Raw genomic sequence first — 22,517 nt, 5'->3', positions numbered from 1 at the left:
ATACCTGTGGTATGTTTTACGTACGAATACCGCTTTAATGTGAGAGGAGATTGTGTGCCACAAGTGAAAAGAGTAATTCGGAGCAAGTGGTTTCTATGGATAACGGGTGTTGTCGGTATTTTGATCGCTGCATTTTGCGTACTATCCTTCTTCCTCGTAAATTCGGTAGCGGCTACTTTTGAAGCCGGAAGTGTTGAAGGAAAATATGCTCTGCCCGGCACGTACGAGGTAGATACGCTAGAGATCAAGGACAAACAAGGCGAGAAGCTCTACAGGGTTTATTCTCCGCAATCAACGGATGTCTTGCACCCGCTCATCGCTTGGGGCAATGGAACGGGGGCATTACCTGACAATTATGATCAGTTGTTAAGACACCTGGCCAGTTGGGGATTTATTGTCATAGATACATACAGCCAAACCACAGGTACAGGAAAAGAAATTATGGCTGCGATAGAATATATGCTTAGTGAAAATGAAGCGACGGTCAGCCCGTTCTATCACAGGATTCAAAAAGATCAGGTCGGTGCGGCAGGGCATTCCCAGGGATCAACAGGTGTGATTAACGCTCATACCAATTTTGAGAACGGGGATCTCATCAAAACGGTAGTTTCGATTGCTCTGCCTGATCTGAAATATTGTGATCCAGAGGATGTGTATGATACATCAGCGCTGAAGGTACCATTTTTTGTTATAGGGGGAACCCGAGATTTCATCATCTCCCCGTCAGATTCCAACAAATTGGCGTTGGAGAATACCAATCCGGCTCTTCCGGTCTTAATGGCCATGGCTAAAGGCGCAGCACATACAGCGATAGAGCAGGATGGCGGGCAGCATAGAGGTTATCTGACAGCATGGATGAGATATCAATTAATGAATGATTCGGACGCAAGAACGGCCTTTGTTGGAAAGCATGCTGAAATAGGAACGAATAAACATTGGAAGGATGTTACTTCCGCAAATTTACAATAGTCATAGTTCACATAAATCGAAGGACCCTTCTCAAATGGAAGGGTCCTTCTTCGTAATTACGTTGAACTCTCAATAGATTACTATAAATATAAACGTTTTCAGTAGTGGTATCCTGTTAAATACCAAGTAACGGTAGCTATGATTTCGCCTTTGCTGTTGACTGTCTGGGAATAAGCATCGTGGGTAACTTAACCTGAAGATACTCACTGCTTGGATTCTCCACTTGTTTCAGGATAACTCTGCCCGCTTCTCGTCCGAGTTCAAGTTCCTGCTGAACAACAGCCGTGGGCGGGATGGTACAGAACTCCGGAAATTCGACATCATCGAAGAACACAACGGATAAATCTTCCGGTACAGAGATCCCCATCTGCATCGCCGCTTGAATAACATGAGGGCTGAAATTGGAAGACAGAAGGGCCGTCATCTGTGGATTTGCCTGTAAAAACTTCTGAATCATCATGATAACCTCTTCATCGCTGTCACTCATGGCCAGACGTGTCATCTGTATACTGCGATCAATCAGAATATGACGGTCCTCCAAGGCTTTCTCATACCCATGCAATCTGTCCTCAATACTTGATGTCCCCTCTGCAAGAGTGGAAATAAAGCCAATTCGACTGTGCCCAAGCTCATGAAGATGCTTAACTGCCTGAATAGCTGCCTCATGGTTGTCTGAGCTGATGGAGTTGGTCTCCACCCCTTTTAGATTGCGGTCCAAAAGGACTAGGGGGAAGCGATTTAGCGTAAGCGCAAGAATCTCATTGTTATAGTGTTCACCCTCAACGGGATAGATAATTAGTCCTCTAACGCCTGCCTGTTTCATTTCCTGAATTTTGAGAATCTCCGTCTCTTGTGAATCATTCGTCTTGGCAAATAACAATTGATAGCCATTCTCTGAAAGGGTGTCCTCAATTCCGCTCAGCAGATTGGCGGTGAAGCGATTGTCGAGACGGGGGAGAAGGAACCCGATCGTTGGTGCTATGAGCTGCTCTTTTACCGCTGATGTGATGTTATGAATCTCCTCGGGGCTGTGATCGTTAACAAAGGTGCCTTTGCCTTGAAGTCGGTAGACAACTCCTTTATCGACCAAAGCAGTGAGGGCATTTTTCACTGTGATACGGCTCACACTGAATTGCTCAGCCAGTTCATTTTCGGAAGGAATTCGGCTGCCTGGTTTCCAATTTCCGCTTCGAATCTGGTCAATGATATATGTTTCGATTTTCTTGTACATTGGCTTGAAGGTTCTAACCATCGCATTTTATCTCCATTCACTATTAGTTCGTTCTAAATATATTATATTAATACAACATATACAAGTGCTAAAAATCAATAACAAGTGAGTAAGACAAGAAGAATGAAATTACGAACAAATATAATAAAAAAACCTTATGAATAAACAATTTATTAGGAATACACTTTGTTAAGTTGTATCTAAAAATAAACATTTACAAGTAAAAGTATGTTGTTTATATTGTTTTTAAAGTTTGTTGGATAAAGCGTTTCCAACGAGCCTTCCCAATCTTATCTATGCTTCGAATTTTTTATCAAGTGTTCTTTAATTTAAAAAGGGGGTGCAGCGGTTTTTAACGCCAATTTGTTGTCGTGGAATATTCATTAAGCCAGAAACGATCCAAAATTAAAGATAAGGGTGGTTGCGGGATGAAAAAAAGAGCAGGCATGATCGTTACTTTGTTAACTGTTTTCTCACTCATTGTAAGCGCTTGCGGTGATACGCAGTCCGGGGGGACGGAACCCAAAGCGAGTAAAGAGCTGACGATGTGGACGTGGAAGGTTGCTTACACGCCAGGGATTGAAGCAGCTGCGAAATTGTATGAAGAGAAAACAGGAATCAAAGTCAAACTCGAGACCTTTACACCAGATGATACGTATCGCCAAAAATTCCAGGCGGCAGCCAACTCCAAAAATTTGCCGGATATCGTGAACTGGTGGGCAACGGCAGGGGATTCCATAGAGAACTCGGTGCTCGAGCTGTCTGGTGAAGTGAGTGATGATCTGTTGAACAGCTACTACAGTGCTGCAATGGACCCGATCATCGTTACACAGAGTCAGGTTGACTCTTGGAAAGAAGATAAGAATGCCACCACAATTCAAAAGTCACTGAAGACTGGCCAGTTCTACGGACTGCCGCTTGATATCGGAGGATTCTTTACTTTCTATGGTAACAAGAAGCTGATCGAAGAAGCAGGGTTGACAGCCGAAGCGCCCAAAACGTGGGAAGAATTCGTCACCATGATGGAGACTGTCAAAGAGAAAACAGGTACTCCTGGGCTTGTGTTTGGTGCCAAGTTGCCCGATCTGTGGGAAAACTGGGCCGGTTCGGCACTGTCCATCATGCTGAACGAACCTCAAGGTTATATTGATCTGCTCGAAAGAAAGTCCAAACTAAGCGACCCTTCAAATCTGCCGGTAGTGAAAGCCATGGAGACACTGGCAAACAAAGATCTGCTTATGCCGGGAATTTTGTCAACGGATATTGATGGAGCAGACCAGGCGTTTGCTGCTGGCAAAGCCGCTTTCGATCTCGGTGGTTCGTTCACAATGTCTACCCTACTGGCTATGGGAATGAGTCCTGACGATATTTTCACCTTCCCGGTACCTCCGCTTGAAGGATCTAAAATTAACAGCTGGACGACTGATCCATTCACGTTAACGATGTTGTCAGTAAATAAAGATTCGCAGAACAAGGCTGAAGCGCTCGATTTCATTAAATTCCTCACCGGTGATCCGGATGCTGCTGTTGCTTTTGCTAATGCGGCGTATACAGTACCTGCGCTGAATCTGGGCGATCGTGCAAATGATCTGGACCCGAACCTGAAATCAATTTCAGATGCATTCGCTGCCGAACCTGGTCCTTACAGTCAAGCCTCACCAGCAATCAATACGTATCGTGGCAAGCACAAAGAGTGGGAAGTGTATGCCCAGTCCATGCAATCCATGATCGAGAAAAAGATGACTGCTGAACAAGTCGCCAAGAAGTTCGACGACACCATGGAAAGTCTGAAAGCGAGCGGGAACTAGAACACCAAAGCAATTGGCAAGCCCCGTAAGGGGCTGTCGATTGCCAAATTGAGAGCAAAAGGTGATTGATCATGATAAAAAGTCGAAATAAGTGGATGCCGTATCTCTTTTTACTACCTGGTGTGCTTTTGTTTCTAGCCATCGGCGTGTATTCGGTCGGATTCTCGATCATGCTCAGTTTTTATAACTGGTCCGGGATCGATTTTTCCACCGCAAGGTTTGAAGGTCTAGCGAATTTTCGTCAGTTCCTGCTCGGTGATGATCCGATTGTAACCCGAAATTTCTATAATGCCGTTCTGCACAATCTGATTATTGCCGTTTCACAGGTTGTGGTCGTCGTCCCAATCGCACTTGTGCTGGCATTTGTGCTGCAAAATACGAAGGCAGCAACGTGGTACCGGACGATTTATTTTCTGCCGATGATCGCATCTGGCGTAGCTATCTTTTATGTATGGAAAGGTTTGTTTGAACCTAGTGGAGCATTCAACTCACTCTTCTTATGGATGGGCTTGGATTTCCTTGCTGTACCTGGTGGAATGCTGGGGAGTTCGTCTACTTCTTTACTCGGTATTATTTTGACATCAATATGGGGCGGTCTGCCTGGAACGCTGATTCTGTACTACGCTGGTCTGACTTCCATTGATCCGACACTATATGAAGCAGCAAGTGTGGATGGTGCCAAGAAAACAACCATGATATTGAAAATTACCTGGCCGTTACTGAAGCCAATCACGCTTATTGCCGTCATTCAGATGGTGAACGGAGCCTTTCAGGCCTTTGAGAATGTGTTCATCATGACAGGCGGCGGACCGGCTGGCAGTTCGGAGGTTATTGGTACGCTCGTGTACCGTACAGCTTTTCTAAACAATGATTATGGTCTGGCCAGCGCTATCGGCTGGGTATCATTTCTGATTACAGGTGCCATTGCCATATTCAGTATTCGCTCATTCAAGGCAGACATCTAAAAGGAGGAGCACATGGTCAAATATATTAAGCATATCATTCTAATCTTGTACGGATTGACCTGCCTGTATCCTTTTGTCTGGATGATCGGCACTTCGCTGAAGTCATCACAGGATGCACTAGCCAATCCACAGAGTCCGTTTCCACAAGCTGCACCGATGTGGTCCACATTTGGTGACGTATGGAACAAATTGAACTTCTATCAGTTTTTCATCAACAGCGTGATCGTAAGTGCAGTCGTGATTATAGGCGTTATTCTCATCTATACCATGATGGCCTATTCGTTTGCCAAATTTGTCTATCGGGGCAAAAAATTCATCTATTACACGTTTATTGCCTTGCTACTCGTTCCAGGTGTAACCACATTGATTCCGCTTTATATCAACATGACCAATCTCGGGCTGCAAAACACGTATATTGGCATGATTCTGCCCATGATTAATGGTGCTGCACCCTTCGCCATTTTCCTATTCACCAGTTACTTCCGCACAATCTCACATGAGTTATACGAGAGCGCAGTACTGGATGGATGCAACAATTTCAAAATCTACTACAGAATCTATCTGCCATTAGCGTTGCCAGCTATCGGAACCATTGCGATTCTGAACTTTATCGGAAGCTGGAACAATATTTTGTGGCCGATGATCATCGTGGATAGCCGGGATATGTTTACGTTACCGATGGGACTCATGTATCTGGATTCATCTTCATTCAAGAAATGGAATGAACTCATGGCAGGGGCTTTGATTACGGTCATTCCAATCCTGCTTGCCTTCCCGTTCATGCAGAAGATGTATGTCAAGGGCATGACGGTAGGTTCAGTAAAAATGTAAATACACAACAACTAAATCATACAAGATTGGGATGAAATGAATGACTACAAAAACCGCGCATATTGTCGCACATTCTCACTGGGACAGGGAGTGGTATTTATCCTTCGAGAAGCACCGAATGTTGCTCGTTCAGCTCATGGAGGATTTAATCGAGACGTTTGAAAATGACTCGGAATTTACCAATTTCCATCTGGATGGGCAGTTTATTGTACTGGAAGATTACCTGGAAATCATGCCGCATAGGTCGAACCAGGTCCGCAAGTTAATTGAAGAGGGCAAGCTGATTGTCGGTCCATGGTACATCCTTCAAGATGAATTTCTCGTCAGCAGTGAAGCCAACGCACGTAACCTGTTAATTGGTATTCAAGCCTCAGAACAAATGGGAGGATATGCGAGAATCGGATATTTCCCGGATTCCTTCGGCAATATGGGTCAGGCACCACAGCTCATTAGCCAGGCAGGCATTGAGGTAGCTGTATATGGACGTGGAGTGAAGCCAGTTGGATTCAATAACGAAATTCAGTCTGGCAATGAACATACCTCCAAATACTCGGAGATGTATTGGGAATCTCCCGATGGTACTCGTGTACTGGCGATCCTGTTCGCCAATTGGTACAACAATGGCATGGAAATTCCGGTGGAACCAGAGAAGGCGAAAGTTTACTGGGCCGAAAAACTGGCTGCAGCAGAAGAGTTTGCTTCAAGTTCGGAACTCCTGTTCATGAACGGATGTGATCATCAGCCGCTTCAGAAAGATCTGACACAAGCGTTACAGACGGCTACCGAGATTATGCCAGATGTGGCGTTTCGTCACTCCAGCTTTCCCGATTACATTCAGGCTCTGCAAAAAGCGAAACCCCAATCATTGGACGTCATTCGCGGTGAACTTCGAAGCCAATGGACCGACGGCTGGATCACACTTGTAAATACGGCTTCAGCAAGGGTGTATATCAAACAGCAAAATGTAAAAAGTCAGACGTTACTGGAGAAAGTGGCTGAGCCGCTGGCAGTCATGGCCTCTCTGTCCACAGGCATTTATCCACGGCATGAGCTGTTATATGCCTGGAAGACGTTACTGAAGAATCATCCTCATGACAGCATCTGTGGGTGCAGTGTTGACGAGGTCCATAGGGAAATGATGACCCGATTTGCCAAATCGCAAGAAGTGGCTGAAGCCATATCAGTTCAGAGTGCTCGTACAATAGCCGAATCCGTGGATACATCTGGCTTTGACGCAGATTGTGCGTTGCCTTTTGTAGTGTTTAACACTTCGGGACATCGACGATCCAATGTGATTGTAACTAGGATGGACATTGAGAGACGTTACTTTGACCACCGGCCTCCGCATGAAAAGTATCAGGAGTTTAAGCGTGAATATGAAGCCTTTGACTCGAACGATTGGGTTGTATTGGACGCGGAAGGCAAGCAAGTGGAAGCCGTAATCACACCCATTGGACCGACATTTGGATATGATTTGCCGGATGATCGATTCCGTCAACCTTACTGGGCATATCAAGTGGATGTAGAGCTTCATGTCCAGAACATCCCTGGTTTTGGATATCATAGTTTTGCTCTTGTGCCTAAGAGTGTTTCTGGAGAGAATGCGCTTAGCGAACTGACTACCACTGAACTTGTTACAGAAGAGCAAGTGATGGAGAACGATTATGTGCGGATCGAGATTGCGGGGGATGGGTCGTTTACCATGTTGGATAAAGTGAACGGTCGTAATTATACAGGGCTTGGCATTTATGAGGATACGGGGGATATCGGAAATGAGTATATGTACAGGCAACCGGATCAGGAAGCTCAGTTGACTACGCAGGGACTGCCTGCCCAGATTAAGCTGGTACATCATACACCACTGAAAGCCGTTTATGAGATCGTGCATATCTGGAAGCTCCCGGTAGGCGCAGATGAACTGCTGGATGAAGAGATCCGCTCCATGGTTCCATTTCGTTACCGGAAATCCCGGCGGTTGGATGAAACTAGGGAGGTGAGCATTCGTACAGAGCTGATCCTTGAAAAAACGGGTCGTTCGGTTGGCATTAAAAGTTATATCGATAACACGGTTCAGGATCATCGAATTCGCATGTTGTTCCAAACGGGACTCGAAGCAAGTCATGTTACCGTTGACTCTATTTACGAACTGGCAAAGCGCCCGATACAGCCGGAAGCGGAATGGAGAAATCCCAGCAATGCGCAGCATCAAAATGCATTTGTCAGTATCAGCAATGGTCGTGAAGGGCTAACGATTGCGAATAAAGGTCTTAATGAGTACGAAGTATTGGCTAATCAGAATACTATTGCTGTGACACTGCTGCGTGGGGTACGTGAGCTTGGGGATTGGGGAGTATTTGCAACGCCTGAAGCACAATGTCTCGGACAGCACATTATGGAAATGGAGCTCATTTCACATGATTTGGATGTTATTGAGTCCGAGGCTTATGTGCAGGCGTACCAGTTCCCGGTTCCCTGGACCGTTCAACAGACAGGGGTACATGGTGGAACGTTACCCACTACCCACGAGTTTTTGCAATGGGAGGGTGATCATCTCGCTTTTAGTGCGCTTAAAAGGGGCGAGGCAAATGATGATATGCTGTTCAGGGTGTTCAATGTATCATCGGAGACGACTTCACTGAAAGTAACGCCTTCGTTTGAGGCTAAGGAAGTGTACGAAAGTACAATTGTTGAAGATCAAGGTGAAGCCATGAAGGTAGCGGATGAGGGAAGTTATGCTTTGAATGTGGGACCGGCAAAAATTCAGACGATCGGCATTCAACCCACAATACGTTTGATATAAACAATTCAGTCTTGGAGTTCTCTCCACTGCTGCGGATTGAAAACGGATGCATCATGTTCCACATACGACAACCCTGTTTTCGTGCAGCTTGATTACATGATCAAGTTAATGGGAGGTACGATTGTGAACAAACGATTATGGTTAGGTGCCAGGTGTACCATTTCAGTTATGTTGACTATTGTCATGTTATGTTCAGGGCTATACATCACACCAGCGACCACACACGCGGCAGCAGAGGGGGGAGATATTACTGAACAGGGAGACGTCCATCTAAATGATGTGTCACCTGACTCGGTAAGTATTACGTTGGGGGAAACTCCTGTGCAGCAGGGCATAACGGCTCGTCCCGGCGATGGACCTTCAGCAGGGCTTCAAGTGGGGATATCTGACGGCAAGGAGTATTGGAAAACCAATCAGACGGTGAATCCCACAAATCCGGCCGATAACATCCTGTATTTTTACTTTAATGTTGCGGATGAATATTTGTTTGAAAATACCGATCAGGACGTGTTCGTCACTGTTGAATATTACGATAGCGATAGCGGAGCGATGTCTCTGCAATACGATTCGAAGCAATCCAATTTCAAGGATGCTCCTTTGTTCCGGTATGAAAATACGGGAACCTGGAAGACACATACCTTCAAGCTCAGTGATGCCAATTTCGGTAACCGCACCCATGATGCGGATTTCCGAATCGGGGTTAGCGGTGCAGGGGCACCAGCCAACAATCCGGAACTTCATCTGGCGAAAGTAACTGTCCATAAGCAGCCTCAGCAACAGGGAGGTACTCAGGCGAAGGTTTATGATACGGAATTCCCTACATCAGATATCGTCATTGCAGATCGGAGCGTAACCGATTATGGAGCAATAGGGGACGGTGTCTCGGACGATACTCAAGCTTTCAAAGAAGCGCTGGCAATAGCCGGAAATCAAGGCGGCGGAGTTGTGTTCGTACCATCCGGAACCTATAAATTAACCGGAGAGCTGGTTATTCCAACAGGCGTTACACTTCGCGGAGATTGGGGGAACCCCGACGAGCATGGCGGGTTAGTCAAAGGCACAATCCTTGCTGTATATGGCGGCAAAGGTCAAGCTAACGGGAACAGCTTCATAAAGATGGAGCCTTCCAGTGGGGTAACACATGTGTCGATCTGGTATCCCGAACAGAATATGAATAACCCGGTGGCCTATCCATGGACGATGGAACAGCTTCCAGGTGACAGTGCTACGGTGAAAAATGTAACACTCGTCAATGCGTACCAGGGGATCAAGATTGGCCCGGAATGGAACGAACTTCATTATGTGAAGGATGTATACGGCACCACACTGAAAACCGGTATCTTTCTGGATTTCACAACAGACATCGGGAGACTGGAAGAGCTTCACCTGTCCCCGAATGTATGGGCGAACTCTGGTTTGCCAGGAGCACCTGAGCAATCTCAATTGCGTGAATATATGATACAGCAATCAGAAGGTATCGTAATGGGGCGCTCGGACTGGGAGTATATGTCGAATATTCATATCTCGGGTTATAAGACAGGCATACGAATCACGACAAGAACAGGAAGCCTAGAAACAGCCAATGCGCAGCTGTACAAGATTCAGATTGACGACTGCAACGTTGCGCTGAAGATTGAAGGCGTCAATGATTATGGATTGCTGGTGACAGATAGCCAATTCGAAGCGAGTGCTGGTCCGAATCCTGTTGCCATTTATGCAACGGAAGGTTTTCACTCCATTGCCCAGTTTAACAGCGTAACGGTGGGCGGGGAGCCCAAACATGCGGTGGTGAATGAAGGGCGTGGAACGTTGTCCTTTGAGAGTAGCTCTTTCGAGAATTGGGGTGAAGGAAGCGGAGATTATGCCATAGTTGCGAAGAGTGGTTCGCTTATACTGGGTAGTTCTACCTTCGCCAAGCCGGATCGGCACCTGCTTCTTCAGGGAGATGTGGCAACAATCAATGCCATACATTCCGGATACGAAGGCAACCTTGCAGTGAACGATGAAAGTACCTCGGCGGAACTGAACATCCATAAGGAAGAAAATTTGGTGTTGGAAACGATCCCTAATGTTCCTTCAGTAGATATTGCTGTGCAGCCCAAGCCGGGTACTCGCGAATTGTTTAACGTAGTGAGCCAGCCCTATTTGGCTGATAACACAGGGAATACGGATTCATCCCAAGCCATTCAACAGGCATTGAATGATGCCGAAGCAGCAGGTGGAGGAACGGTCTATATGCCGGCTGGCATATACCGCGTCGAACAGGCTTTGGTGGTCCCGACTGCCGTAGAACTGCGGGGCAATTATGATGTACCTCATCATACGATCGGGAATGGAACCGTTATTTTTACGAACTATGGAGAAAACGACCCGGATGCCGATGCCTTCATTCAGCTGAAGCAAGCAGCTGGATTACGCGGATTATCCGTCTATTACGATCAACAAACATGGTCTGATGCCAATCCGGTGAAGCCTTATGCCTGGACTGTGCAAGGTCAAGGGAAAAACGTATACCTGATCGATACAACCTTGGTTAACCCTTATCAGGCTGTCGACTTCGGCACCCATGATACAAGTGGTCATTATATCGATTATGTAGCGGGATCTCCGCTCAAGGAAGGCATATATCTTGGTGGCGGGTCAGACGGAGGATACATGCGGAATGTGCAGTTCAATCCGCATTATTATGGTCGGAACAATTATCCAAATCATCCATCGAATGATGAAGAATTTAATCAAATTTGGAATTATCAAAAAGAGAATCTGGACGCCTTCCGTATAGGGGATGTTACCAATCAGGTTATTTTTAATACATTTGTATACGGATCAAAGTACGGTATTCATTTTGAAGAACAGAATGGAAGAGGGCCCGAAGCTATCGTTATTGGTCATGGCACGGATGGCAGTAAAAAGGGAGCCGTATTACAACATGCGGGAACAGCTGGTCTTTCGTTTATCAATACAGAGCTTGTTTCCATGAGTACAACAGACAAGGTATACGTGGAGGTTGGGCCAGATTTTGGTTCCAAAGCGGTGTTCTTCAATACGTCCATGTGGGGAGACACAACAAGATCTTTTGATATTCACGGAGGAGATATCCGCATACAACAGGGAAACTTCACAAACGTTGGTGAAATCGGCATTAATGCAATCGGTGGTGATATTACCCTCTACAATTCCTATTTTCAACAGCCACGTACGAATCATGTGGTTGCAGGTCCAAACGTAGAGAAGATGGTGATATCCAACAACCTGTTTAATGGCGGTTTTCAGATTGAGAATGAAGCCCCTCCTGGAAAAGTGACGGGTACCAATCTGTTTCCTTTGGCACTCAAACTGAACCAGCTTGGGTATGATCCATCCAGACCAGGTGATCCCGGAAGCACGCTGACTTTGACTAATGTTGCAGGTGAGGCTTTGCTTAAAGGGCAGATCGAACTGATTGAACCGAGTGTGTATCAGGCGATGTTTAAGCCAGTACGATTTGAGGGGCTGGGCATTGGGAAAAGCAAGGATGTGGCGCTTCCCTATATATCAAGTGACTTGCTCAAATTCAGAGTAACGCTTGAAAACGGATTCCGTTATGAGACTTCAGTCAAACTGTCACAATCCTTTGCGGCACAAAAAGATGCTGTTGGAACGCTGCCATTCATTGAGGTTTCCAGTCCGGAGCATTACAACAGTGTCGGTGGAAGCTGGGGAGGTCCGAATGACCTCAGCATTCAAGCTAAAGCAAGTTGGGATGCGGAAAATTTGGTTCTCAAGGTGGACGTCAAAGACGATATTCACCATCAATCCAATACCAATGGCGATATATGGCAAGGAGACAGTTTACAGCTCGGTATTGACCTTGGTAAAGAGGATGGTGCGGCCAGCAAACAGGTGAATGAGCTTGGTTTTGCACTGAATCAGGAAGGTGTCATCACGAAATGGAGATGGCGAGCTCCGGAAGGGGTTGCACCAGGATTATTGGAATCCGCATCAGCAAACATTACCCGGGACGAGACGACTCATATTACTCATTATCAAATTACGCTGCCTTTTGCAGCACTTCATCAGGAAGGATATTCATTCCAACCTGACAAACCTATCGGTTTTGCATTGCTTGTCAACGAAAACGATGGCGAAGGACGATCAGGCTTTATGGAATTTAATGGAGGGATCGGTACAAGTAAAGATGCACGATTATTCGGAAACTTGTACCTGCTTACGGGTGATTATGTGACATTGTTGGAGCAATCGGCCGAGGCGAGTGTTCGTACTGCGGAGCAAAAGAAAGATGTTACCTCTATAGATACAGCAGCCAACTTCGTCACTCTGCTACCAGGCGGCACGTTAAAGTCCTCATTACTCGTGAGACTCGCTGTTCTTACATCAGGTTCCAATCCGAATCCCGGGGGACCCAATCCACAGCCAGGCTCGGGTTCTGGTTCGCAGCCAGGTGCTGGAGGGGGCCCTACGACTGGAGGGAAGAATGAACCAACACCCGCCGCTCCTGGTGCTACAATGCAGCTTCAGCCCAAGCTGGATAAGGCTGCTGCATTGGCAACAGCCGAGCTCACCAACAAGATGATGGAGGATGCATTCAACCGCATCACCCCTGATCAGGACAGGAAAAAGAAGCTGATTGTAGATATCGAATCCGTAGATGATGCTGAAGGGTATGCTCTGACACTTCCATCCAGCTTTTTGCAGGAAGTACCATCTACCCATTGGTTGGAGATTCGAACAGCATGGGGAGTGCTGCTGGTTCCGAGCAATTTGCTGGCCAATACCAAAGGAACGATTGGAGAGCGTATTAACTTGGTATTAAGTAAGGCTGATCGAAGCACTTGGAGTGCCAAGATGAAATCAGACTTAGGAGAGCGGCCTGCGATTTCATTATCTGTGATATCGGATGGAAAATCCGTTGCATGGCAAAATTCCATTACGCCAATCACAGTAAGTTTACCCTATCAGCCTAATGTAACTGAACTGCTGGACCCGGAAAAACTCGCAGTACAACGTATCGCGGATGACGGGCAAATGATCTCCATTCCAAATGGGAAGTTCAATAAAAAATCGGAACAAATGATTTTCAAGACACGACAAAACGGAGTTTATGCAATCACTCAGGATAATCGAACATTCCAGGATATACAGCAACTATCATGGGCCCGCCATGCCATCGAAGTTCTAGTGTCCAAAGGGGTTATTCGTGGAATGACAAAGGCAGAATATCAGCCTCAATCCATGATCCGCCGAGCGGATTTCGTAACTCTGCTTATCAATGCCTTAGAATTACAACCAGATCAGGGAACCAAGGTGGAACGCTTCGCGGATGTACCTGAGCATGTTTATTACGAACAGTCCGTGAATACCGCAAGAACGCTGGGCATCATTCAAGGGGCAGGCGCGGATCGATTCTCGCCAGCGTCTCCAATTACCCGGGAAGAAGCAGCGGTTATGATCTACCGAGCTATGCAAGTTATCGGGATGCAGCCTCCTCCTGAAGGTGAATCCGGTCTGAATGACTATAAAGATACTCATTTGATTAAGGCATATGCCCGCGATGCCATTGATTCATTAACCAAATCAACAATAATGGAAGGAAGCAATGGCAGCTTCCATCCGGAAGATACAATGACACGTGCTGAGACCGCAGTGCTGCTGTATCGTTTATACAACCGTTTGCCTTAAATCTTCCGATAGGATTGAAATGGAGCAGATGAGGAGAGTGAACACATGGCTAAAATTACACGGATAGAATGCATACGTACAAGGCACGACGGAAGCTGGACCATTGTGAAGATTTCGACGGATCAGGATGGTCTTTACGGATTGGGTTCTGCTTCCGATCTTTATAATCCCGAAGCGGTGGTACAGGTCATCGAGCAACTGCTGGGACCATTGCTCATAGGGAGGGATGCATCCCAGATTGAAGATTTGTGGCATCTCATGCATATGAGCGGATATTGGAGAAATGGGGCAATACTTCATACGGCCATTGGTGGAATTGACATGGCCCTGTGGGATATCAAGGGCAAGGAAGCGAATCTACCGGTATATCAATTGTTAGGAGGGGCCTGCCGTTCGGCAGTTCCCTGTTACGGCCATGCCGGTGGTGCTGATATCAGCGAGCTGAAAGAGGATGTATCTCGTTTTATGGAAGAAGGATACACGGTCATTCGAGTGCAGATGGGAGGTTACGGTGGCGGGGGATTTGTTAGCGGCAAGGACGCGAATTTGCCGCGCGAGCCCTGGAGCAGCGGTCCTGTATTCGATGAACATGCGTATCTGCATGCGATCCCTGACATGTTCGAGAAGTTGCGCCTGGAATTTGGTAATGGGATTCAGTTTACCCATGATGTGCATGAGCATTTGTCCCCCATTCATGCCATTCAGCTGTCGAAGCGGCTGGAACCTTATCATATTTTCTTTCTGGAAGATGCACTTGCTCCGGAACAGATCGGTTGGTATCGACAGCTGCGTCAACAGAGTGCTACGCCGCAGGCCGTGGGAGAATTATTTGTTAATCCTCAGGAGTGGACTGGTCTGATTCAAGAGAAGTTGATCGATTTTATCAGAGTTCGGGTATCGAAAGCAGGCGGAATCAGTGCTTGTCGCAAGATCGCTGCACTTGGCGAAGCCTACGGAGTACGAACAGCCTGGCAGGAGGGTGGGGAGAATGATCCTGTTAACCAGGCAGCTGCTGTCCATCTGGATATGGCCCTGTGGAACTTTGGTATCCAGGAAATCAATCATTTTAAACCTCATGAGTTGCAGGCATTCCCGGGACATATCGTCAGAGAGGGCGGATATCTATATCCTTCCAACAAACCGGGACTGGGCATTGAACTGGATGAAGTGAAGGCCAGATCATTACTAAGTGACTCATGGGATCACAACAAATATCATCGGCCGTATCCTCTAGACCGCAAAGCGGATGGGACATTGGTGCGACCCTAACGAAGTGACAAGAACAGACAGGAGAGATATAGGAATGAAGACGATTGCAGTTACAGGCGGAGGCGGAAAGCTGGGTTCACAGGTCATTGAGAAGCTGCAATTACAAGGTCATGATGTCGTATCGCTGGATAAACACCTGTCTGACCGGGTGCGTTGCAGACAGATTATTGTCGATCTGAACGATTATGGTCAAGTCGTGGGAGCACTTGCCGGAGTGGATGCGATCATCCATCTGGCCGCAATTCCTGCGCCGCTTCACTACCCTCACAGCTACATTTTCGCTAATAATACACTTTCCGGATACCATGTGCTGGAAGCAGCCTCTTTGCTCGGTATAAAAAAGGTGATCATGGGCTCCAGTGAATCATCCTACGGATTTGCCTGGGCCAATAAACCCTTCGCTCCCGATTATTTCCCGGTGGATGAACAGCATCCGCAACAGCCGCAGGAATGTTACGGCCTGTCCAAGATCGTTAATGAGGTCACTGCAGAGATGTTTCATCGGAGAAGTGGGATACAGGTGATTTCCCTCCGTTTTTCAATGATTGTCGGACCAGGAGAGTACAGACATTTGGCTATTGCGAAGGCGGAAACGTTCAAGCACATATTGTGGAGCTACATTGATATCAGGGATGCCGTGGATGCTTGTTTGGCTGCTCTGCACGCCGATTATGATGGGGCTGTTCACGTTAATGTTACCGCTAATGATACGTTAAGTGATCGGCAAACGACAGAATTGCTCGCCACCTTTTATCCTAATGTAAAAGATCTACGGACACCTTTCTCTAGTCGACAAGCCATTGTTAGTAATGGAATGGTGAAAGAGCTTCTGTCCTGGGGCCCGAAGCATTCGTGGGCGGATGAAGAACAGGAGTAGCTTATACGCAACTAAAATGAATAGGGGGATAATATGCTAAATTTCATGCAAAAAAACAAGAAGGTTTTGGCTTTTGCAAGTGCGGCATTATTGATTCTTACGTTGTGTTTGTCTATATCACCTTCCATCGTATCGGCAGCTTCCGCGTTTAATCAAACGCAGGCTTCCAGTTATAACAGTCAATCCGGAGTCCAACTGGAAAGTTCCAGCGAGGGAGGGCAAAATGTCGCATTTATCGACAACGGCGATTACATTGTATTCAACAATGTGGATTTTGGTAGCGGTGCCAATTCAATCGACGTGAGAGTAGCCAGTAATAACAGTGGCGGTACGATTGAGGTCCGTCTGGATAGCCTAAACGGGACACTCGCGGGAACTGTTGCTGTTCCAGCTACGGGCGGGTGGCAATCCTGGCAAACGAAGTCCGGGTCAATCAGTGGTGCCACTGGTGTACACACAGTCTATCTTAAATTCACGGGCGGAACCGGCAATTTATTCAATCTACTCTGGTTCAAGTTCAGCGCTTCCGCCGCAGGCAGCGGAGGCGATGTCGTAGGCAAGCTGTATGCCGGGTATCAAGGCTGGTTCAACGCAGCCGGAGACGGTTCACCGAACGGTGGCTGGGTGCACTGGTCCAAAAATAGCAGTGCGCCATCAGCAAATGGCAACGTGAATTTCGAGTTGTATCCAGACCTTCGCGAATATTCCAAGCTGTATCAGACTAGTTTGGCGAACCTCGGTAATGGTTCTCCTGCCAAATTGTTCTCCTCTTACGATCAGGAGACGGTCAACAAACATTTTGAGTGGATGCAAACCTACAATATCGACGGTGCAGCATTGCAACGGTTCGGCGCAGATGAGAGTGACACACCTAACAACTGGAAAAGCAACCGGGACAGCGTAGCCGTCAAGGTTAAAAATGCCGCGGAATCTTATAATCGCAAGTTCTATGTCATGTATGACATTACGGGCATGAATGCGAGCAATTGGGTACAGGCAGTTAAGCATGACTGGACGACCAATGTTGTGAACAACATGCACCTGCCATCATCTTCGGCCTATGCGAAGCAGAATGGCAAAATGGTTGTCTGCATCTGGGGTATTGGCTTCACGGATCGGCCGGGTACGGCAGCAGAGGCGGCCGATTTGATCGGTTGGTTCAAAAACCAGGGGATCTATGTCATCGGTGGCGTGCCTACGTATTGGAGAACGGGAAATAACGACTCTCGATCTGATTTTATGAACGTCTACAAATCGTTGGATATGATCTCGCCTTGGTCCGTTGCCCGCTTCGGCAATATTCAGCAAGCGGACAGCTTCAAAACCAATCAGCTTCAACCTGATCTGGCTTTCACACAGCAAAATGGAATTGACTATCAGCCAGTGATCTGGCCGGGTTCGGCTTGGTCGAACATGACTGGTGGCCCAAGAAACGAGAATCCTCGTCTGCATGGAGACTTCATGTGGAGGCAGGCCTACAATCTGAAGAGCATCGGTATCAATACCGGATATATCGCGATGTTTGACGAGTACGATGAAGGTACGGCTATTGCCAAGATGGCAGAGAACAGCTCCATGATTCCAACCAATCAATATTTTCTAACGCTGGATGCCGACGGTGTTGCCGTATCTTCAGACTTTTATCTCCGACTTGCAGGGGATATCAATCGCATGTTCAAAAACCAGATTCCAGTGACGGCAAACCATCCAACAAGTCATCAATAGAGCCCAAATGGCATGATTTTAACAAGTTCGTATACGTTCAGGAGGATTAAAAATGACTACTAATGATATTGGCTTCGAAACCACACGCCAAAAGACGACATCCATGAATCCAGCAATCACATCTATATATACAGCAGATCCTTCGGCCCATGTATGGAACGACGGTAAAATTTACATTTACGCATCTCATGATATGGACCCAGCCAGAGGTTGCGATCTCATGGACAGATATCATGTTTTCTCCTCGGAGGATATGGTTCACTGGTTGGACGAAGGGGAAATACTCCGTTCAGACGACGTTTCCTGGGGCAGACCGGAGGGCGGCTTCATGTGGGCGCCTGACTGTGCATACAAGAATGGGACCTATTACTTCTATTATCCGCATCCAAGTGATTCGAACTGGAATGATTCCTGGAAGATCGGGGTTGCCACCAGTAGCTATCCAGCGCATGGCTTTACGGATCAAGGGTATATCGAGGGGCTTGGCGGGTTTGCACTGATTGACCCGTGTGTAATTGTAGACGATGACAATAGCGCCTATATCTACTATGGTGGCGGCAGTGTCTGTCTGGGAGGCAAGCTCAATGAAGATATGATGTCACTGGAGAACGGCATGACAGAAATGCAAGGACTTGAGGATTTTCATGAAGCGGCCTGGGTGTTCAAAAGAAACAATCTTTATTATCTTACCTATGCGGACAATCTGGAAGACAACAACCGTATGAGATACGCAACAAGCGAGAATCCGCTTGGCCCATGGACGTACCGAGGCATTTTTTTGGAGCCGACAGGCTGTTCCACGACCCATGGCTCTGTAGTAGAATTCAAAGGGCAATGGTATCTTTTTTATCACAATCAAGCGATCTCTGGAGAAGGTACGCTGCGTAGCGTATGTATCGACTATCTGGAGTTCGATGAAGATGGTTCCATCAGACCTGTGGTTCAGACAAGGGAAGGTGTAACGTCCGTTGGTCCAGCCCCGGTTCCTGCACGGCAACAGAAAGTTTATGCAGGTGCAGCTTGTCAGGTTTTTGGTGGAGCTGAAATCAGGACATTGCAATCCGGTCAAACCGTGGTCGGGAATCTTCAATCCTCAGAAGCGTACGCCTTGTTTAAGAATATAGATGGAGGCGAAGGCGGAAGAACATCGATTGAGCTTCATTATGCGACTGGTGAACAACTAGCCAAATTGCATCTGACGATTAATGACCAGGACTATTCTTTACTGAATGCGCTATCCACTGGCGGTTTGCAGGAGTTCGGCGGAATCACCAATGTCACCGTTCCTTTGGAGCCGGGTAATGTTAACACAATCCAAATTTCAGGTGGACATGGTGAGATCAATCTTTTAAGCCTCACCGTTACCCCATTGTTGGATTAATACGTAAGAAACGGGATAGACGTTTAAACCTCAGGAGAGTTTTCCTGAGGTTTTTTCTTGTGAATATGAACGAGTGAGTTCTAATAAAAAATAAGCACTTTTTTCCAACAAAATGCCAATTAAATGACAACGAAATGTTATTTCTATTTGTAACTGCTTACTTTATGCTAGATTTCAACACCCGATGAAGAGACTGGATTATGTCTGTACATACGGTTATGAGGGTTAGCCGTTGTGCAGAAGAAAACAAGTTCTTCGGATGTAAGACAGAAGCGCACGTAGAGAACCTTGATGTATTTGTAAGCGGTAACAAAAAACAGACTAGGAGGAAATCATGTGAGGAAGAGTCGTCGATTCATGTTCACGCTGTTGGTCATTTTATTAATGGTTTCGTCAGTGCCACTCCCTGCCACAGCCTATCAAAATCCGCAAACGTTACCGGATGAATGGGGACAATATGGACTCGGGGACCCCTATGTATTGAAATTTAATGGATACTATTACCTGTATGTAAGCACAAGAGATACGGACGACGGTGTCAAAGTCTGGAGCTCTAAAGACCTGGTGAATTGGTCGTACCGTGGATTAGCTGCAACAGATCCCATTACGCACGGAGCTTATGCTCCTGAAGTTGTTTACTGGAATGGCATGTTCTACATGTATACATCACCTGCCGGAAAAGGACATTACGTGCTGAGCAGCACAAGTCCTACCGGACCCTTCAATGTAGTAACGGGCAACCTTGGAAAGTCGATTGACGGTAATGTGTTCATTGACGATGATGGCTCGTTCAGCTTCTATCACGCAGCACAGGGCCGAATAGATGCAGCACCGATGAGCAGTCCGACTGAGATCGGAGTGAGTGCGTCAACAGGAGTGGGGATGGGAGGCTGGACTGAGGGTTCAACCGTCTTCAAACGAAATGGAAAATACTATATGACCTATACAGGTAACCACGTATTTAGCAAAGGATATCGGGTGGATGTGGCAGTTAGCACCACAGGTCCGAGGTCCGGATATGTTACGGATAGCACAAACCCGGTATTAATTCGTACAGAGGGTCCAACCGTGGGATTAGGACACAACACTGTAGTAACAGGACCTAATCTGGACACTCACTATATGATGTATCACAATTTGGAAGGTAACGGAATCATTGGACCGCTGCGGCATCTGAACATGGACCGAATTGTATGGAATAACGACAAGATGATCGTGCAAGGTCCGACTTCAACGGATCAACCCAATCCAGAAATGCCTGTTTTCTATGACTACTTCGATCGTACTGCAATCGGAAGCAATTGGTCCAACGTGAACGGTGGTAATTGGGGCATCTACAATCAGGAACTCATGTGGCAAAATTCAATGGGCAGCTCAACTTGGTATAAACAAGTGACGGCTTCGAGCAGCGCATCGGATTATACGGCTGAATTTAACATGAAGGAAATGAATCGGGGAACGTCCACCAATCCGAGATACGGCGCTACATTCTCCTATACGAATGAGAACAACTACGGTGTTGCGCTGATCAGTTCGAAAAACAAAAGACTTGAGACATTTTTCCGAATTAACGGTGTGGATCAGGCTTGGCAAACATTCGATCTGCCTGCCGACTTCAATTATTCGAAATGGCATAACATACGGATAGAAAAATCGGGATCAACGTTTAAATACTACGTAGATGGTATGTTCAAAGCAACGCGTACCGCCAATGTAGGAGCAGGCAAAATTGGTGTTCTGACAGAGGATACACATGCGGACTTCGGCTATACTGCTTTTAGCAATGATGTGAACGGAAGCAGTGCATGGAATGCCTCCAAGCCGATTCCAGGCACAATCGAGGCCGTTCATTATATGAAAGGAGGCGAAGGTGTCGCTTATCACGATACAACGGCTGGGAACCTGGGCGGGGCTTATCGGACCGATGCCGGGGATATTCGCCTGAATAACGAAGGACTGTTCAACTTAGGCTGGAATCAGACGGGAGAATGGTATAAATACAAAGTAAACGTAGAGTCAAGTGGATATTACGATATTGATTTTCGCATGGCTACCTCGTTGGACGGGGCTCAGATCCGAGTGTGGGATGGTTCGACCGACTTAACGGGTATCGTCAATGTACCTAATACGGGCGGATGGGATAATTGGAAAAACATCTCCAAGAAAAAGGTCTATTTAAATGCTGGACAACGGGAATTAAAGGTTGAATTCGTAACAGGCGAAGCTGATTTCTCAAGAATGACGTTTCAGAAGAATGCTGATGTGACAAGTGTAAGTGATAATTTTAACGACGGCGACGATAATGGATGGACACGGTTTGAAGGAACCTGGGCTGTAGAGAATGGTGAATACAGTGCAGGGAGCACCGGACCTGCTAAATCTACATTTGGGGATACAGGATGGGCAGATTATACGGTAGAGGCGGATATTAAGATGATTGACTCAGGGGGAGACGGGGGTTTACTTGTCAGAGTGAGCAATCCATCCCACGGCACAGAGCGAGGCCAGAACAATTATGATGCATTACAAGGATATTATGCTTATCTGACCACAAGCGGAGTCAGTCTGGGCAAGATGAATTATAATTGGGCGCTCCTCAAGAGCAACGCGCAGTCATATTCCACCAATACCTGGTATCATATGAAAGTTGCCGTTAATGGTACAAACATCAAAGTTTATGTGGATGATATGGTTACTCCGAAGATCGATTATACGGACAACAGCCTGAATCCGTTCACGCATGGCAAAATCGGTGTTAGAACGGCAAACAAGCATACGCATTTCGATAACGTATCGGTTACTCCCTGAACCCGGAAGCCAAACGTTGAGAATGCAAATCGTTGTAACAAGAACTGGAATGCATATTAAGCCGCCAATTGGCGGCTTTTTTGCCTTAAACGATATAAACTATTGCGACCAAATGATGCCTTCCTCTGATCTCCTTCACCACCGTCATTTCCCATTAGCCAATCCAACCCATTT

At 46.7% G+C, this 22,517-nt stretch carries 12 protein-coding genes; 11 read left to right on the top strand and 1 reads right to left on the bottom strand.

The window, feature by feature from the left end:
- The first annotated feature begins 63 nt into the window (after positions 1 to 63).
- Entirely contained in the window at positions 64 to 969 is a 906-nt protein-coding gene (locus ACR1R9_RS12320) for an alpha/beta hydrolase (RefSeq protein WP_433923576.1), read from the top strand.
- Positions 970 to 1,105: 136 nt separating this feature from the next.
- On the opposite strand, the gene ACR1R9_RS12315 is transcribed toward ACR1R9_RS12320, so the two are convergent.
- Complete coding sequence (locus ACR1R9_RS12315) at positions 1,106 to 2,200, bottom strand: GntR family transcriptional regulator (protein ID WP_175382805.1); 1,095 nt, start codon at positions 2,198 to 2,200, stop codon at positions 1,106 to 1,108.
- A 428-nt stretch (positions 2,201 to 2,628) separates the two neighbouring features.
- On the opposite strand from ACR1R9_RS12315, the gene ACR1R9_RS12310 reads away from it, so the two are divergent.
- The 10 genes from ACR1R9_RS12310 (at position 2,629) to ACR1R9_RS12265 (ending at position 22,343) form a co-directional block, all read left to right on the top strand.
- Complete coding sequence (locus ACR1R9_RS12310; protein ID WP_433923577.1) at positions 2,629 to 4,008, top strand: ABC transporter substrate-binding protein; 1,380 nt, start codon at positions 2,629 to 2,631, stop codon at positions 4,006 to 4,008.
- A 71-nt stretch (positions 4,009 to 4,079) separates the two neighbouring features.
- A complete protein-coding gene (locus tag ACR1R9_RS12305) occupies positions 4,080 to 4,973 on the top strand; it encodes a carbohydrate ABC transporter permease (RefSeq protein ID WP_024631712.1) in 894 nt (297 codons plus the stop codon).
- A 12-nt stretch (positions 4,974 to 4,985) separates the two neighbouring features.
- Positions 4,986 to 5,804, top strand: a complete 819-nt coding sequence (locus tag ACR1R9_RS12300; RefSeq protein ID WP_433923578.1) for a carbohydrate ABC transporter permease — start codon at positions 4,986 to 4,988, stop codon at positions 5,802 to 5,804.
- 40 nt (positions 5,805 to 5,844) lie between these two features.
- The gene (locus tag ACR1R9_RS12295) at positions 5,845 to 8,604 is read left to right on the top strand and encodes an alpha-mannosidase (protein ID WP_433923579.1); all 2,760 of its coding nucleotides are present in this window, start codon (positions 5,845 to 5,847) and stop codon (positions 8,602 to 8,604) included.
- Positions 8,605 to 8,727: 123 nt separating this feature from the next.
- Positions 8,728 to 14,283 carry a glycosyl hydrolase family 28-related protein gene (locus ACR1R9_RS12290; protein WP_433923580.1) on the top strand — a complete coding sequence of 1,852 codons (5,556 nt, stop codon included), beginning with the start codon at positions 8,728 to 8,730 and terminating at the stop codon, positions 14,281 to 14,283.
- A gap of 45 nt (positions 14,284 to 14,328) precedes the next feature.
- Positions 14,329 to 15,552, top strand: a complete 1,224-nt coding sequence (locus tag ACR1R9_RS12285) for an enolase C-terminal domain-like protein (RefSeq protein WP_433923581.1) — start codon at positions 14,329 to 14,331, stop codon at positions 15,550 to 15,552.
- Positions 15,553 to 15,586: 34 nt separating this feature from the next.
- Positions 15,587 to 16,429: an NAD-dependent epimerase/dehydratase family protein gene (locus tag ACR1R9_RS12280; RefSeq protein ID WP_433923582.1), complete on the top strand. Its 843-nt coding sequence runs from the start codon at positions 15,587 to 15,589 to the stop codon at positions 16,427 to 16,429.
- A 45-nt stretch (positions 16,430 to 16,474) separates the two neighbouring features.
- Positions 16,475 to 18,154, top strand: a complete 1,680-nt coding sequence (locus ACR1R9_RS12275) for a carbohydrate-binding protein (RefSeq protein ID WP_240342932.1) — start codon at positions 16,475 to 16,477, stop codon at positions 18,152 to 18,154.
- 52 nt (positions 18,155 to 18,206) lie between these two features.
- Positions 18,207 to 19,535 (top strand): family 43 glycosylhydrolase, encoded by a 1,329-nt coding sequence (locus ACR1R9_RS12270; RefSeq protein WP_433923584.1) that lies wholly within the window; start codon positions 18,207 to 18,209, stop codon positions 19,533 to 19,535.
- A 336-nt stretch (positions 19,536 to 19,871) separates the two neighbouring features.
- Entirely contained in the window at positions 19,872 to 22,343 is a 2,472-nt protein-coding gene (locus ACR1R9_RS12265; protein ID WP_433923585.1) for a family 43 glycosylhydrolase, read from the top strand.
- Positions 22,344 to 22,517: the final 174 nt, after the last annotated feature.

Source organism: Paenibacillus taichungensis (genome assembly GCF_050994985.1).
Lineage (GTDB): Bacteria > Bacillota > Bacilli > Paenibacillales > Paenibacillaceae > Paenibacillus > Paenibacillus taichungensis.
The sequence above is the reverse complement of the archived record's forward strand: the minus strand, read 5'-3'. Positions and strand labels throughout refer to the sequence as shown.